We start from the raw sequence: 14,860 nt of genomic DNA, 5'->3' as shown, positions 1-14,860 counted from the left end.
TGCTCAGCTCCGCAGCAAGGCGAGCGGCGGTTCGTCGATACCGAAGCGATCTCGCAACGCGTGGCCCGCGGCGTGCGCACCGCCCATGCCGTGCACGCCCGGGCCGGGCGGGGTCGAGGCCGAGCAGAGATAGACGCCCGGGATCGGTGTGGCGTAGGGGTTCCAGCGGGGAACCGGACGCAGCACGGTCTGCCGCAGCGACATCGCGCCCGCTGAGATGTCACCGCCCACATAGTTCGGGTTCCACTGCTCGAGTTCGACCGCCGTGCGCACCCTGCGATCGAGCACGATGTCCCGGAAACCGGGCGCGAACCGTTCGATCTGTGCCGCCACGGAGTTCCCGATGTCGACCGGATAGCCCTGAGGAACATGGGCGTACACCGACAGTGTGGCCATTCCCCGAGGTGACCGTCCTTCGTCGACCACCTCGGGCTGTACGGCGAGCACGTACGGTCGCGGCGGGCATCGTCCCGCCGCGACCTCACGTTCCACCGACAGCGCTTCCTCCCTGGAGCCGACCAGGTGCAGTGTGCCCGTCCGCTCGCAACCCGGGGCACTCCAGGGAACCCGTTCCCGCAGCGCGAAGTCCACCTTGCAGGCACCGCCGCCGAACCGGAATGTGCGCGCAGCCGTGCGATAGCCTGCGGGCAGCCGCCGGGCGGCGATCCGAAGTAGCTCTGCCGGGCTCACGTCGAGCAGTACGGCACCCGCACGTGGCAGTTCGTCGAGGTCCCGTATTCGATGTCCCAGGTGCACTTTGCCGCCATGGGCACGCAGGTCCGCGACCATGGCGTCCGCGATCGCCTGGCTCCCGCCGCGTATCAGCGGCCAGCCCACGCCGTGGGCGAGGGCGGCGAGCATCAGCCCGACGCCCGCGGGCGGCAGTGCTCGCGGTGGTCTGATGGCGTGTGCGCTCACCCCGGAGAGCAACGCGGGTGCCACCTGTTCGCGGAAGCGCAGATTCCACAGGGGAGACCCCTGCTCCACCATGCGGACGGCGAACCTGGCCGCCGTGACGGGGTGCGCGGGGAGACGGCGCAGGTCCGACATCGCCGTGGCCACCACTCCCTGCCACCTGCGGGTCAGTGGGCCGAGCAACCGCCGCCAGGCCGGACCGTCGCGGCCGAGGTCCGCCACTGTTCGTTCGATGTCCCGCCACGCGAGCCCGGCGCGCCCGCCGTCGAGCGGGTGCGCGTAGGCGACGTCGGGCTGCAGCAGCCGGACGCCGTGCTCGGCGAGGCCGAACGCGCGGAAGAAGGGCGAGGCGAGCGCCATCGGGTGCACGGCCGAGCACTCGTCGAACCGGAAACCGGGAATCGATTCCACGGTGCGGGTGCCCCCGCCCGCTTCCTCGGCTGCCTCGTAGACCTCGACGTCGAGACCCGCCCGCGCCATGATCACCGCGGCGGCCAACCCGTTGGGGCCGGAACCGACGACCACGACATCGCGTTCATCGGCAGCCGAACCGCGTCCCGTTCGGGCAGGTCGACTCCTGGGCAAGGGCCTCACTCCGGATCGCGCGTCGAGGTCGTATCCGCACTGTACGGTCACCGCCGGTCACAGCGATATCAGCAAACTGATGCATTTACCGGTAATCCGCCCGGACGCTACTGGCCGGTAAAGTTCCGGCATGACGTGGACGGCAGTGGACATCGCCCGCGCGGTGCGGGACCGCGAACTCGACCCCGTGGAGGTGACGGAGCGGGCCCTGGCGAGAATTCGTGCGGCCGACGGGCTGGTCCAGGCGTTTCGCCGCGTTCGGGCCACCGAGGCCCTGGCCGAGGCGGCAGCGCTGCGTGCGCATCCCGATCTCACCCGGCTGCCGCTCGCCGGCGTGCCGGTGGCGGTCAAGGACGTCGTCGAGGTCGAGGGTGAGTACGCCGAGTGGGGTTCGCAGGCGAGTTCGCGCGTCCCCGCCGCCGCGGACGACCACATCGTGCGCAGGCTGCGGGCCGCAGGGGCGGTGATCGTCGGCATCACCCGGGTGCCGGAACTGTGCCTGTGGCCGATGAGCGACAGCCCCGGCGGCGTTGCCCGCAACCCGTGGGAACCCGCGTACGCCGCGGGCGGCTCCTCGGGTGGCAGCGGTGCGGCGGTGGCTGCCGGGCTGGTGCCGCTCGCCCACGGCACTGACGGGCTCGGCTCGGTCCGGCTGCCTGCCGCGATGTGCGGGCTGGTGGGGATCAAGCCGGGAGCCGGTGTCGTTGCCGAACCACACGACGGGGGCTGGTTCGGTATGGCCACCCACGGGGCGCTCGCCACCACCGTGGCCGACGCGGCCCTGCTGCTCGGCGTGCTGGCCGAACGTCCGGACCTGATCGAACTCGCCGACCCGGCTCCGGTGCGAGTGGCGACCTCGACGCGGGTCCCGCTCACCCGTGCGCCGGTTCCCCGGCCGTTGCGGGCCACGGTGGTGAGGACCGGGGAACTGTTGAGTGGAGCCGGGCACCGGGTGGTCAGCGCGCAGCCGTACTACCCGGCCGCCGCGGTGGGCGGGCTGTTCACCCGCTGGGTTGCGGGCCCGGCCGAGCAGGCGGCCGACCTCGACACCGCGCTACTTCAGCGTCGATCCAGGACGCACGTCAGGGCCGGTGCGCTCGTGCGCAGGGCGGGCCTGGTGCGGCCCGGCACCGCGCGCGAATGGCGGTTGCGTGCGGAGGAGTTCTTCGCCGAGCACGACGTGCTGGTGACGCCGACGCTCGCCACCCTCCCGCCGAGGGCGCTTCGTTGGCACGAGCGCTCCTGGACAGGCAACGCGGTGCCCTCGATGCGATTGGCGGGGTTCACCGGGCTGTGGAATCTGGCCGGCTACCCGGCGTTGTCCGTTCCCGCGGGCAGCCACCCGAACGGTGTGCCGCTGGGGGTGCAGTTCGTGGCCGCGCCGGGTCGAGAGCCGCTGCTGCTCGGCATCGCCGCGCAGCTAGAACATCTCAACCCCTGGCCAAGAACCACCGCCGACACCTGACTCACCCGTCCCGGATCGCACCTTCGCCACGTGGCTAGGAGCAGACGCCCCAACCCTGGTGGGCTATGAGGTGCGCTTGCCTGCTGATTCGAGGGGCTTCTTGGTCTCGTCGTCGGGGGCGGGGGCTTCTGGGTCCTCGGACTTGGCGTTGGCCAGTTCGGCCGCCTCCTCCTCCAGCGGCGTCAACGCGGACTCGCCGCGTTCGAGGACCTCGTTCGCCTCGCGCAGCCTCGTCAGCGCGTCCTCGCGCACCTTCGTGAGGCGGCCGACGATCTCGTTCGCCTCCGTCGTGCGCCGATGTGCGTCCGCCGTGGCCTCGTCCACCAGCTTCTTCGCCTCGGCCGCCGCGTCGTCGACCTTCCGCCGCGCCAGCGCCGTCGCCTCGGCGATACGTCGTTCGGCCTGGTTCTTGCTCGCCGTCTGCTGGTCGGCGATGTGCTTCTCCAGTGCGGCGCGCTCGGCACTCATCCTGGCGTCGAACTCGCGCTCGACCGTGCGGCGCCGGTTCTCCGACTGCCCATCCATCTGCTTGCGCCTGCGAGCCGCCTCGCTGGTCAGCTCCCGAACCTCGACGCGGGTGGACTCCAGCGCGACCTCGTGCTCGTGCTGCATCTGCTCGGCGTGCGAGTCGAGCGACTCGAGCAGCGACCGGTAACGCTCCCGCAGGCGCTCCGAAGCCTCGGTGGTCTTCGCCCAGTGCTCCTCGGCGGCGATCTGCGCCCGAGCAGTGATCTCCTCGGCCCTGGCGTTCGCCAGATCCACCGTGCGCTGCATGCGCTCGTCGAGATCCTCGAGCCGTTCCGGCGGCTTCTTGAGTTCCTCGACCCGCTCGCGCAGTTTCGCCATCTCGCGACGCGAGTTCTCCAGCTCCCGGGACAGCGTGCTCGCCTGTGCCATCGCCGCGTCGCGGTCGGAGATGAGCCGACCGACGTGCATTTCGAGATGATCGACGTACTGCCGGACCTGATTGCGGTCGAATCCGTGCCAAACCTGGTCGAACTCTCGGCGCAGCGGGGTGAGTCCGTTGTCTCGCTCAGACACCATGCCCTGAACGGTACCCGCGCACCCCGTGTCGTCGCCGTCAGGCAGGCTTGTGAGTGACGAGTTCCCTCTTGCAGGACCAACATCCCGCCCGGTTGGCCGCACACCACTACCGAGAGTGCGGTGTCACCAGTGGAATCCGCGGCTCAGTTTCGCGAGGGCGGTGGCTGCTTTGGACAGATGCCGGTCGCCGCGGCCGATCTTCAGCCCGCCGGATCCGCCTGCTGCCGCGGAGTCCGGGAAAATGCGGAAGCCTTGGTAGGCAACAGCGTCGGTCAGGCCGGGGGTGAGTGCGTAGGCGAGCTGGATGGCTTGGCCCATGGGCGTGCCGATGTGTTTCGGCCGGTCCTTGAGCGCCTTGAGTACCATGTCCGCTGCCTGATCCGGTGACTTCGTCGGGAAGGCATCGTAGATTTTGGTCGGCCGGATCATCGGCGTGCGGACCAGTGGCATGTGGATGGTGGTGAACGTGATCCCGTCGCCGTGTGTCTCGGTCGCCGCGATCTTGGCGAAGTAGTCCAGTGCCGCCTTGGACGCGGCATAGGCGGAGAACCGCGGCGCGATCCCCTGGACACCGATCGAGGACACGTTCACGACGTGTCCGAACTTTCGCTCGGACATATGCGGCAGCAGCGCGAGGATCAGCCGGACCGCACCGAAGTAGTTGATCGCCATCGCACGCTCGTAGTCGTGAAAGCGGTCGTAGGACAGCCGGATGGAGCGGCGGATCGACCGGCCCGCGTTGTTGACGAGCATGTCCACCCTGCCGTGATCGGCGAGCATCGCGGCCACCGCCTTGTGCACCGACTCCTCGTCGGTCAGGTCTGCCGGATACACCGACGCCTGTCCACCTGCGGCGATGATCTCGTCCCTGACCTCTTCCAGCTCGTGCTGGCGCCGGGCAACCAACAGCGGAACGCCACCCTGTTCGGCCACCTTGAGCGCGGTGGCCCTGCCGATCCCGGATGAGGCACCGGTGATGACCACCCGCCTGCCGTCCAGCTCCCCGCGCGGGCCGTGCTTGCGCGCACGGAACGGGTCGAGGTGCTCGCGCCAGTAGCGCCACAGCGCGGGCGCGTACTCCTCGAGGCGCGGAACCTCGATGCCGGACCCGGCGAGCGCCTTGCGGGTGGAGGCGGACGCGAACACCGAGGGGAACGTCATCGTCTCGAGCAGCACGGGCGGGATCCCGATGCGCTCCATGACCGCGTCCCTGGCGATGGTGACGCCGGGTACGTGCTCGCTGAGCTTCACCAGCTGCACGATCCGGCGGGACAGGCCCTCGTTCAGCTCCATCGAGATGGTGGGCGCGCCCGCCGCGGCGGCGAACGCGTTGTACACCGACGTGACCGACTGCGGTTCGGGGTTGACCAGGTGGAACGTCCTGCCGTCGAGGCCGTCCCTTGTGACGAGTTCGCGCATCGCCTCGGCGACGTAGTCCACGGGGACCACGTTGATGTCGCCGATGTCCGGGCCGACCATCGGGAGGTTCGGCACCGACGTCAGCCTGTTGATGGCGTTGAACAGGTAATAGGGCCCGTCGATCTTGTCCATCTCGCCGGTCTTCGAGTGGCCCACGACGACCGCGGGACGGTAGACCCGCCACGGCACCTCGTGCTGCTCGCGCACCAGCCGTTCGGCCTCGAACTTCGTCCGGTGGTAGGGCGTGACCAGGCGCTGTCCCGCGTCGAACATCTCCTCGGTGAAGACACCGTCGTAGTCGCCTGCCACCGCGACCGAGGACACGTGGTGCAGACAGCCCGCGCGCAGGTCGGCGGCGAGTTCGATGACATTGCGCGTGCCCTCGACGTTCGCCTTGATGCTGGCCTCGTCGTCCGCGGTGAGGTCGTAGAGGGCGGCGAGATGCACGATGTGGTCGACGGAACCGCGCAAACGCTCGCGCAGTTCCTCCTCCACACCGAGCATCGACCCGGCGAGGTCGCCGGTCACCAGACTGACTCGCTCGGGGTGCGGCCAGCTCGCGACGAGTGCGGCGAGCCGTTCGCGAGAGGGCTCCCGCACCAGCAGCGCGACCTGCTCGGTGTCCTCCCGCTCCAGCAGCAGCCGGGTGAAGTGGCGGCCGATCAGGCCGGTGGCACCGGTCACGAGATAGGTCGCCATCGATCCCCTCCTCGTCGTGCGTGAGTGCGAACCATGGGGATTCTGCCCTGAGTCGCGGTGGTTGGGAAACGCCGGCCGCTGACTACGCCGGATCGGCGATCACGATCCGGTTCTCGGCGTAGCCCGTGGCTCCGCCGAGCCAGCGTCCGCCACAGGTGACCAGCACGATCCGGTGCGCACCGCCCTGACTGAACAGCTCGTCGGCCTTGGCAGGCAGCTCGTCCTTGTGCACGGTCACCAACTGCGAGACGCGATACTTCCACTCCTTGCCCGCCTCGTCCTTGACGACGACGTCCTCGTTCACCTGTGCCTGCCACAGTTCCGAGAACGGCCCGACTTCGCCCTGCCAGTTCACGTGGCCCGCGAAGACGCTCGCGCCGCTGTTCGCGCCGAGGCCCGCGCCCCACCACGTGGCCTCATTGAGGTTCTCCGGGACGGGAAGCACGGCGTTCGGTCCGACGATCTCCTTGCGTACGAGCGCGGCGGTGCCGCCGTCCGGCAGTCGGATGGTGTTCGGCCGCTGCCCCTGAACCGGGGCCGGTGGCGGGGGTGGTTCGGCTTTTGGCTGCTCGGCCGGCTTTTCCTTGGTTGCCGCAGCCGGTGCGGGCTCAGCCTCGGCCGGAACCGCCTGCTTTTCCTGCGCGACCGGTTTCGGTGGCGCGGCGGCCACCGGCAGCGCGGTGCCCGAGACGGTCTCCTCGGCGGGCAGCAGCAGTGCTCCCGCTATGACGAGCTCGACGACGAGCAGGCTGGCCACACCCGCGAGGAACGAGGTGGTCAGCCTGTGCCGCTGGAATATCCGTACCGGCATGGTTACTGCTTAACGAACCGCCGGCGCGCCGTCCAGCCGACCAGCGCGGTGCCGAGCAGCGCGAGGCTGCCGATGCCCACCAGCGCGCCGGTGGAAGGTCCGGATGTGCCTGCGGTGCTCGCGATCACGGTGGGCTGGGTGCCTGCGGGGATCGTTCGTGGCACCTCGTTGGGTGCGTTGGCGAGTTCAAGGGCAAGGGTCTCGCCCGGCGCCAGCTGTCCACAGGCGGACGGCGGGTTGTCCGGATCGAAGCCCTGATCGAACCCCGCGGGCGCACTGACCTCGACGATGCAGACCTCCTGCGGTGTGCGCAGGTTCTCGACCGTCGCGATGCCGTTGCCGTCCGTCTCGAGCACCACGGGCTTGCCGTCCTCGCCTTCGAGGGGAGTGCCGTCCTGGCCGACGGCCGGGGTGGTCTTGTCCTTCGCGGTCAGACGCAGGGAGACACCGGCGATACCGTCGCCTGTCCTGGAGTTCTTCTTGGTGATCTGCACGATGCCCGGTTGAGTACGTGCTGTCGTCGTGGCCTCGGCGGTCAGTTCCTGCTCACCGCCGGTGGACACCACCCGCTGCGTGTCGCCGTCCACCGGGAAGCGGACGTACGGGCGGTCGGCGGGCGCGGACAGCGCCCCGGTCAACTTCGGGTTCTCGCCGGTGGAGACGAGTGTGACGGTCGCGGTGCCGTCCTCGCCGGTGGTGACCGTGGTCGCGGAGGTCTCTGCCGTCTCGGCGTTGGCGGTCTCAGCTGTTTCGGTGCCCTCGGTGCCCTCTTTGGCCGTCCTCGCGGCCTCGGCGTCCCCGCTCTCCTCCAGCATCGCGTCCGCGATGGTCAGGGTGACGGGTACGTCGGGCACACCGGCGCCCTTGGCGTTCTTGACCGTGACCTTCCACTCGGCCGGGCTACCGATCAGCTGCTCGTCCTCCGGCGGGGTGATCTCGGCCGTCCACGGACCACGGTTGGCCTCGGCGTCGGATCGCAACTTCTCCACGGCCTGCTTCGCCTTCGCGGGCAGTCCGTCGAAGTGCAGGTCGACGTCGTATCCGATCGTCTTGAAGGTGTTCTTCGGATCGAGATCCTTCGCGTTGCGTGGCGCCGCCGTCCAGGAATGCAGAAGGTGTGCCAGCGCGGCCGCCTCATCCGCGTTCTCGGTGTCGCCGTAGCGCAGGAGCAGGTAGGAGATGTTCGCCGCGACATCGGCGGACAGCTTGTCGCCCCACTTGGTCAGCAGTTCGTCACCGGGCTCGTACTTCTCGTCGGTGTCCGGCGCCTTGTACTGGAACTGGACGCAGAAGACCTGCTTACCGCCGACGATGTAGGACCCTAGCCAGTCGGTACCCCCGCCGCTGCCCTGGTAGGGCTGGCCGCTGACCTCGTGGCCGATGCCCTCGTCCACGGCGGCCGAGGCAGGCTGCGCGAGTGCGACGAGCGACAGCGCGCCGAGCAGGGCCACTGTGAGTAGCCCCACCAGTCGGCGCGGCGCGCGCACTCCGGCAACCGGGTGTGTCGTGCACCCCATATCCTGTTGACTCCTTAATGCTGCGGCCCTGCCCGTCACTCCCGTGTGGCGGTCGCGCGCCTAGCCGATGTCCGTCACGAACCGTGTTCCGGTGTCCTTTGCCCAGGTCAAAGGCACACGATCGACAGAGACCCCCGACACGCCTCAGGTGACCACGTGGACACTCGTGGTGAGCATCGCGCGCCGCGCGGTGCGCAGGCAATAGGCCAAGGGATTGACGTACGTCGAGCGGTCGGTGTGGTTCCGGCCACCGCCCTTCACTTCGCCGCTCGACGATGTGGGTAAAGTCGCCTTTACCGACGGGAACCGGCCGGCACGGGCGGTCGTTTAACCCAATGCAAGTGCCAGGAGATCCAGGAGGATCAGGTGCGTACCTCAAGCAATCCCGCTTTCCGTAACCTCCCGACGGGTGGTGCGGCGCACAGCCAGTACGCGGGCTTCAACCAGCCGCAGGGCGGCGTGCCGGGCTACGGCGCACCGCAGGCGCCCGCGGATTCCGCTGACCGTCCGATGACGGTCGACGATGTCGTCATGAAGACCGGTGCCTCGATCGGTACGGCGCTGCTGACCGGCGTGCCGACCGCGATCTGGGCCCAGGGTCAGCTCGAGGCCGGGTCCACCGGCGGCGTCTTCGGTGCGCTCATCATCGGCATGCTCGTCGGCCTCGGCCTTTCGCTGTTCATCATCTTCAAGCAGAAGGCCAGTGGGCCGCTGACGCTGGCGTACTCCGCGGCCGAGGGTGTCTTCCTCGGTGCCTTCACGGGTGTGTTCCAGACCCTGGTCGCACCGGGTGAACCCATTGCTCTGCAGGCGATCCTCGGTACCGCGCTCGTCTTCGTCGCGATGCTTTTCGTGTACAAGACCGGCGCGGTGAAGGTGACCCCGCGGCTCACCAAGTGGGTCATCGGCGCGGCGGCGGGCGCGGCCATGCTGATGCTGGCGAACCTCGTCGTCGGCCTGTTCAACGGTGAGGGCATCGGCATCCGCGGAACGGGGCCGCTCGCCATCGGCGTCAGCCTGCTGTTCATCGGAATCGCGGCCTTCATGCTGCTGCTCGACTTCGACATGGCCGACAAGATGATCCGCGAGGGCATGCCGGCCAAGTGGGCCTGGTTCGCCGCGTTCGGCCTGATGACCACGCTGGTCTGGCTGTACCTGGAAATGGTCCGGCTGATGGCGGCGCTCAACAGCGACTGACCTTCGACAGCTCAGGCGAAAGGGGCTCCCGGCCAATGGCTGGGAGCCTCTTTTTGCGTTGCCGGTCGTCACTCTTTCGAGGGGCGCTGCCGGTGGCCTCGATCGCGGTGCTGATCTCGGGCCTGCCGCCCGCGGGTGGGGCGTTCGCGGCGGCCTCACCTACAGCGAGCCGCCGACCAGTATCTGTGCTTCTTCGAGTAGCGGGTTGCCTGCTCACCTGCGGGGCAGCAGCAGCATGGCGACGAGAAACGCGCCGCACGCCGCCGCCGCGTTGGTGAGTCCGGACTCGACTCCTTCGATGGTGAATCCGTCCGCGCGCTCGAGTGCCCACAGTGCGGTCGGCACGAAACACAGCACGAGCGCGACCGCGAGAATCAGCCTGAGGCGGGTCAGCAGGCCGATGACGCCTGCGGCGATCGCCAGTGCCAGCAGGAACGCGATGGACGTGAAGAATCCGGAACTGCCTGCGTCGGCGTCACCGAAGAGGCCGGCGAGACCGAACTCCGATGCAGTGCGGCCGTCCTGCCAAGGACGGATCATGGCGAACACCGCGGCGACGGCACCAGCCAGCGTGAACACGGCTGCCAGCAGGGACCTCATGTGCTCACCATATTGACACCGGTGGCGGAGTGCAGCCTCCGTTGGTGGCGGTCGGCCGCGCTCGGTGCGGGGCCGAGACCGAACAGTCCCCGGCACCCGCATCGAGCGACGGCGTCAGCTCAGGCGCTCGAGCACCATGGCCATGCCCTGGCCGCCGCCGACGCACATGGTCTCCAGGCCGAACTGCTTGTCGTGGTGCTGCAGGGAGTTGATCAACGTCGACGTGATGCGCGCGCCGGTCATCCCGAACGGGTGGCCGACGGCGATCGCCCCACCGTTGACGTTCAGCCGGTCGAGGTCGATGCCGAGGTCCTTGTAGGACGGGATGACCTGCGCGGCGAAGGCCTCGTTGATCTCGACCAGGTCGATGTCGCCGATCCCCATTCCGGCGCGCTCCAACGCCTGCTTGGAAGCCTCGACCGGGCCGTATCCCATGATTTCCGGTGAGAGACCCGAAACGCCGGTGGACACCACCCTGGCCAGCGGGGTGATGCCCAGTTCCTTGGCCTTGGTGTCGGACATGATCACCAGTGCGGCCGCACCGTCGTTCAGTGCGCAGCAGTTACCCGCGGTGATCCGGCCGTCCGGCCGGAACACGGGCTTGAGCCCGGAAACGCCCTCGAGGGTGACGCCGGCACGCGGGCCGTCGTCCTGCGCCACGACCGTGCCGTCGGGCAGGGTGACCGGGGTGATGTCCTTCGCCCAGAAGCCGTCGGCGATCGCCTTCTCAGCGAGGTTCTGCGAGCGCACGCCGAACTCGTCCATCTCCTCGCGGGAGACGTTCTTCAGCCGCGCCAGGTTCTCCGCGGTCTGCCCCATCGCGATGTAGACGTCGGGCAGTTGGTCGTTCTCCCTCGGGTCGGCCCAGGAATCCGCGCCCTGCTCCGCGACCGAGGCCGTGCGGGCCTCCGCGTCGGCGAACAGCGGGTTGTGCGTGTCCGGCCAGGAGTCGGAGCTGCCCTTCGCGAAGCGCGAGACGGTCTCCACACCCGCGGAGATGAACACGTCGCCCTCGCCCGCCTTGATGGCGTGCAGAGCCATGCGGGTGGTCTGCAGGCTCGACGAGCAGTATCGCGTGATCGTGCAACCGGGCAGGTGATCCATGCCCAGCTCGACGGCCACCACGCGACCCATGTTGAATCCCGATTCGCCGCCGGGCAGGCCACATCCCAGCATCAGGTCCTCGATCTGCGTCGGGTCGAGCTGGGGCACCTTGTCCAGCGCGGCCCGCACCATCTGCGCGGCGAGATCGTCGGGACGCATGTTCACCAGCGATCCCTTGCCTGCGCGGCCGATCGGTGAGCGGGCTGCGGAGACGATCACGGCTTCGGGCATTGCGGACACTCCTTCGGGTCGGCTCTGCTCATGCTGGCGCTCGTGGTCCGAGTGTTTCCGCTCGGCGGCACACGCACACGTAGCTAAGCGGTTGCTCACTACATCCTGCCGGGTCGCGGCCTCCAGGCAAACCGGAACGCGATTCGAAACACGTCCAGCAGGGCCCACGGTTAGGCTGGGCGGGTGGACTACGTCGAACATGTCGTCGACCTCGTGGGCAACACCCCGTTGGTCCGACTGAACACCGTCACCGCCGGAATCGGCGAAGGCCCGCTCGTGCTGGCCAAGGTCGAGTACGTCAACCCTGGCGGCAGCGTGAAGGACCGCATCGCCCTGCGCATGGTGGAGGCCGCCGAGCGCGCCGGTGAGCTGCGGCCGGGCGGCACCATCGTCGAGCCGACCTCCGGCAACACCGGGGTCGGCCTGGCGATGGTGGCCCAGCGCAAGGGGTACAAGTGCGTGTTCGTCTGCCCCGACAAGGTCAGCGAGGACAAGCGCAACGTGCTCAAGGCCTACGGCGCGGAGGTGGTGGTGTGCCCGACCGCGGTCCCGCCGGAGCACCCCGACTCCTACTACAACGTCTCCGACCGGCTGGTGCGCGAGATCGAGGGCGCGTGGAAGCCCAACCAGTACGCCAACCCGGAGAATCCCGCGAGCCACTACCACACCACCGGCCCCGAGATCTGGCAGCAGACGGACGGCAAGGTGACGCACTTCGTCACCGGCGTCGGCACCGGAGGCACCATCAGCGGCACCGGCCGCTACCTCAAGGAGGTTTCGGACGGGCGCGTTCAGGTCGTCGGCGCCGATCCGGAGGGGTCCGTGTACTCCGGCGGATCAGGACGTCCGTACCTGGTCGAGGGTGTCGGCGAGGACTTCTGGCCGGAGACCTACGACCGGGACATCGCCGACGAGATCATCGCGATCTCCGACTCCGACTCGTTCGACCTGACTCGCAGGCTCGCCCGTGAGGAGGGGCTGCTTGTCGGCGGCTCGTGCGGGATGGCCGTTGCCGCCGCGGTCCGCCTCGGCGAGCGGCTCGCCGCCGAGGGACAGCGCGACGCCGTGATCGTCGTGCTCCTGCCGGACGGCGGGCGCGGTTATCTGACCAAGGTGTTCAACGACGCGTGGATGTCGTCCTACGGCTTCCTGCCGCCGGACTCCTCACACGCGACCGTCGGCGACGTGCTCCGCGGCAAGAGCAGCGTCGCGGGGGCGATCCCGGACCTGGTGCACACCCACCCCACGGAAACCGTTGCCGAGGCGGTGTCGATCCTGCGCGAGTTCGGCGTGAGTCAGATGCCGGTCGTGAGCGCGGAACCGCCGGTGATGGCGGCAGAGGTGGTCGGCGCGGTGAACGAGCGGGATCTGCTCGAGGCGCTGTTCACCGGAAAGGCTGAGCTCGCCGACCGGCTTGACCTCCATATGTCGCCACCGCTGCCCACGATCGGGGCAGGCGAGCAGGTCAGTTCCGCGATGAAGGCCCTGACCACCGCGGACGGCGCCCTGGTGCTGGAGGACGGAAAGCCGGCCGGTGTGGTGACTCGGCAGGACCTGCTGGCGTTCCTCGCGGGTAAGTAACGGCCAGGAAATCGGAACATGTGCATCGCGTGCCCTGGGCGGGGCGTTACGCACGGCGGGCCGGGCTATCCGATAGCGTGTGCTCAAGCAATCCACCAGGTCCTCGTCAAGGGGGTTCAAGACCCACATGAGCGCTCCGCAGCCACCTAACCAGCCCTGGGGCGGCGAGCAGCAGCCGTCGCAGGGCCCGTCAAGTGGCCCTCAACCACAGCAGGACAGCCCGTTCGGTTCGGCCGAACCGACCCAGGTCGTGCAGCCGGGACAGCCCCAGCAGCAGGATCAGTCGCAATCTCAGGGCGACCAGTTCGGTGACAGTCCTGAGCCCACGCAGGTGGTGCACCCGGGGCAGGGCGATTCCAGCGGGGGGCAGGGGGCCGAGTCGACTCAGCTGGTCCCGCCGGATCAGCAGCCGCAGTCGATCCCCTACGCACCTCCGCCGAGTGCGGCCGACAACCCGGCTGCGATGAACCCGCAGCAGGGCGGCTTCGTACAGCAGCAGCCCGGTGGCTTCGGGCAGCAGCCCGGGCAGCCGCAGGGGTTCGGCGCGCCGCAGCCGGGCCAGCAGCCCGGCGGATTCGGTCAGCCAGGCGGGTTCGACCCGCAGCAGGGACAGGGTGGCTTTGGCGCTCCGTACCCGGGCCAGCAGCAGGGCGGCTTCGGCGGCCCGCCGCAGGCGCCGTACGGCGCACCGGGTGGCGGCGGCGGCAACAAGCAGCTGTTCGGCTGGATCGCGGGCGGTGTCACCGCTCTGCTCGGTCTCGTCGCGCTGATCTTCGCGATCATCGACTTCGCCGATGTCGGGGAGTATGCGGACCTGCTCGATTCTGTTCCGCAGCAGCAGCTCGACAGCATCGGGCTGCCCAGCGCGGGCATGCTGTATTTCTACATGGGCCTGGTAGTGGTCGGCTCGCTGGCGACTCTTGCCGCCGGTGTCTGCCTGGCGCTCGCGGGTAAACTCGGCGCGGGCCTCCGGAAGATCACGCCGATCGTGGCCGCCGTCGGTGGTGTCCTCATGCTGGTCGGTGCGATCCTGATCCTCACCGCGTTCTCGAGCGAGGTGTCGGACGCCGCCACAGGTACACCGATGCTGTACCTGATCTTCGGCATCATCGCGTTGATCGTCGGTGTGCTCGGCCTGATCCCGGCCACGGCACAGTTCGTCGGCCTCGGCGGTGGCTCGAACCAGGGTGGTCCCGGAGGTTACGGCGGCCCCGGCGGCTTTGGTCCGCCGAACGCCGGCTTCGGCCCGCCGCCCGGTGGGTACGGCCCGCCTTCCGGTGGTTTCCCACCCCCTGGTCAGCAGCCCGGTCAGCAGGGTGGCTTCGGTGGCCCGCCTCCCGGTCAGCAGCAGCCCGGCGGCTACGGCCAGCCTGGCGGTTATGGTCAGCCCGGTGGTTACGGTCAGCCAGGAGGGCAGAACCCGCCGAGTGGTGGCTTCGGGCAGCCCGGTTATCCGCAGCAGCCTGGCCAGCCCGGCGGCTTCGGTGGCCCGCCCCCGGGGCAGCAGCAGCCCGGCGGTTACGGCCAGCCCGGTCAGCAGGGACAGCCGCCGCAGCAGTGGTGACGCGCTGAACCAATCGAGGTGCCCCCGGCCGTTTGAACTGCTCCCCGGGAGTTGGACTGAAAATTCAGTTCTGACTCTCGGGGAGTAGTTGTATGGAGCCGCGTAGTTCGTTGTCTGAGGTGCAGCGG

The 14,860-nt window shown here is 69.1% G+C and carries 11 protein-coding genes; 4 read left to right on the top strand and 7 right to left on the bottom strand.

Going from position 1 to position 14,860, the window contains the following annotated elements; translation table 11 throughout:
- Positions 1–3 precede the first annotated feature (3 nt).
- Positions 4–1,440 (bottom strand): phytoene desaturase family protein, encoded by a 1,437-nt coding sequence (locus BM199_RS31740; RefSeq protein ID WP_091679619.1) that lies wholly within the window; start codon positions 1,438–1,440, stop codon positions 4–6.
- A gap of 190 nt (positions 1,441–1,630) precedes the next feature.
- On the opposite strand from BM199_RS31740, the gene BM199_RS31735 reads away from it, so the two are divergent.
- Positions 1,631–2,965 (top strand): amidase, encoded by a 1,335-nt coding sequence (locus BM199_RS31735; protein WP_091679615.1) that lies wholly within the window; start codon positions 1,631–1,633, stop codon positions 2,963–2,965.
- A gap of 63 nt (positions 2,966–3,028) precedes the next feature.
- Here the strand turns inward: BM199_RS31735 and BM199_RS31730 are convergent, their stop codons facing one another.
- From BM199_RS31730 to BM199_RS31715, 4 genes are all read right to left on the bottom strand, one after another.
- Positions 3,029–4,009, bottom strand: a complete 981-nt coding sequence (locus BM199_RS31730) for a coiled-coil domain-containing protein (RefSeq protein ID WP_245788979.1) — start codon at positions 4,007–4,009, stop codon at positions 3,029–3,031.
- Positions 4,010–4,132: 123 nt separating this feature from the next.
- Positions 4,133–6,127: an SDR family oxidoreductase gene (locus BM199_RS31725; RefSeq protein ID WP_091679612.1), complete on the bottom strand. Its 1,995-nt coding sequence runs from the start codon at positions 6,125–6,127 to the stop codon at positions 4,133–4,135.
- Positions 6,128–6,209: 82 nt separating this feature from the next.
- The gene (locus BM199_RS31720) at positions 6,210–6,938 is read right to left on the bottom strand and encodes a class F sortase (RefSeq protein WP_091679609.1); all 729 of its coding nucleotides are present in this window, start codon (positions 6,936–6,938) and stop codon (positions 6,210–6,212) included.
- 2 nt (positions 6,939–6,940) lie between these two features.
- The gene (locus BM199_RS31715; RefSeq protein ID WP_091679606.1) at positions 6,941–8,455 is read right to left on the bottom strand and encodes a SpaA isopeptide-forming pilin-related protein; all 1,515 of its coding nucleotides are present in this window, start codon (positions 8,453–8,455) and stop codon (positions 6,941–6,943) included.
- Positions 8,456–8,821: 366 nt separating this feature from the next.
- On the opposite strand from BM199_RS31715, the gene BM199_RS31710 reads away from it, so the two are divergent.
- Complete coding sequence (locus tag BM199_RS31710) at positions 8,822–9,652, top strand: Bax inhibitor-1/YccA family protein (RefSeq protein WP_091679604.1); 831 nt, start codon at positions 8,822–8,824, stop codon at positions 9,650–9,652.
- A gap of 213 nt (positions 9,653–9,865) precedes the next feature.
- Here the strand turns inward: BM199_RS31710 and BM199_RS31705 are convergent, their stop codons facing one another.
- Both BM199_RS31705 and BM199_RS31700 read right to left on the bottom strand, forming a co-directional pair.
- A complete protein-coding gene (locus tag BM199_RS31705; RefSeq protein ID WP_091679601.1) occupies positions 9,866–10,252 on the bottom strand; it encodes a hypothetical protein in 387 nt (128 codons plus the stop codon).
- Between the two features lie 114 nt (positions 10,253–10,366).
- Positions 10,367–11,587: an acetyl-CoA C-acetyltransferase gene (locus BM199_RS31700; RefSeq protein WP_091679598.1), complete on the bottom strand. Its 1,221-nt coding sequence runs from the start codon at positions 11,585–11,587 to the stop codon at positions 10,367–10,369.
- Between the two features lie 183 nt (positions 11,588–11,770).
- Here BM199_RS31700 and BM199_RS31695 point away from each other — a divergent pair, with 183 nt between their 5' ends.
- Together BM199_RS31695 and BM199_RS34100 are read left to right on the top strand one after the other, a co-directional pair.
- A complete protein-coding gene (locus tag BM199_RS31695) occupies positions 11,771–13,168 on the top strand; it encodes a cystathionine beta-synthase (RefSeq protein ID WP_091679595.1) in 1,398 nt (465 codons plus the stop codon).
- Positions 13,169–13,295: 127 nt separating this feature from the next.
- Positions 13,296–14,732: a DUF3185 family protein gene (locus tag BM199_RS34100; RefSeq protein ID WP_091679593.1), complete on the top strand. Its 1,437-nt coding sequence runs from the start codon at positions 13,296–13,298 to the stop codon at positions 14,730–14,732.
- Positions 14,733–14,860 lie beyond the last annotated feature (128 nt).

Origin of the sequence: Amycolatopsis marina (assembly GCF_900111885.1) — a bacterium.
GTDB lineage: Bacteria > Actinomycetota > Actinomycetes > Mycobacteriales > Pseudonocardiaceae > Amycolatopsis > Amycolatopsis marina.
Note: the sequence above shows the minus strand (reverse complement) of the source record. Positions and strands in the feature narration are given on the sequence as shown.

Coding starts and splice junctions, on each gene's coding strand:
- BM199_RS31735 (WP_091679615.1), top strand. CDS start 1,631: ATGACGTGGACGGCAGTGGACATCGCCCGCGCGGTGCGGGACCGCGAA.
- BM199_RS31730 (WP_245788979.1), bottom strand. CDS start 4,009: ATGGTGTCTGAGCGAGACAACGGACTCACCCCGCTGCGCCGAGAGTTC.
- BM199_RS31725 (WP_091679612.1), bottom strand. CDS start 6,127: ATGGCGACCTATCTCGTGACCGGTGCCACCGGCCTGATCGGCCGCCAC.
- BM199_RS31720 (WP_091679609.1), bottom strand. CDS start 6,938: ATGCCGGTACGGATATTCCAGCGGCACAGGCTGACCACCTCGTTCCTC.
- BM199_RS31715 (WP_091679606.1), bottom strand. CDS start 8,455: ATGGGGTGCACGACACACCCGGTTGCCGGAGTGCGCGCGCCGCGCCGA.
- BM199_RS31705 (WP_091679601.1), bottom strand. CDS start 10,252: ATGAGGTCCCTGCTGGCAGCCGTGTTCACGCTGGCTGGTGCCGTCGCC.
- BM199_RS31700 (WP_091679598.1), bottom strand. CDS start 11,587: ATGCCCGAAGCCGTGATCGTCTCCGCAGCCCGCTCACCGATCGGCCGC.
- BM199_RS34100 (WP_091679593.1), top strand. CDS start 13,296: ATGAGCGCTCCGCAGCCACCTAACCAGCCCTGGGGCGGCGAGCAGCAG.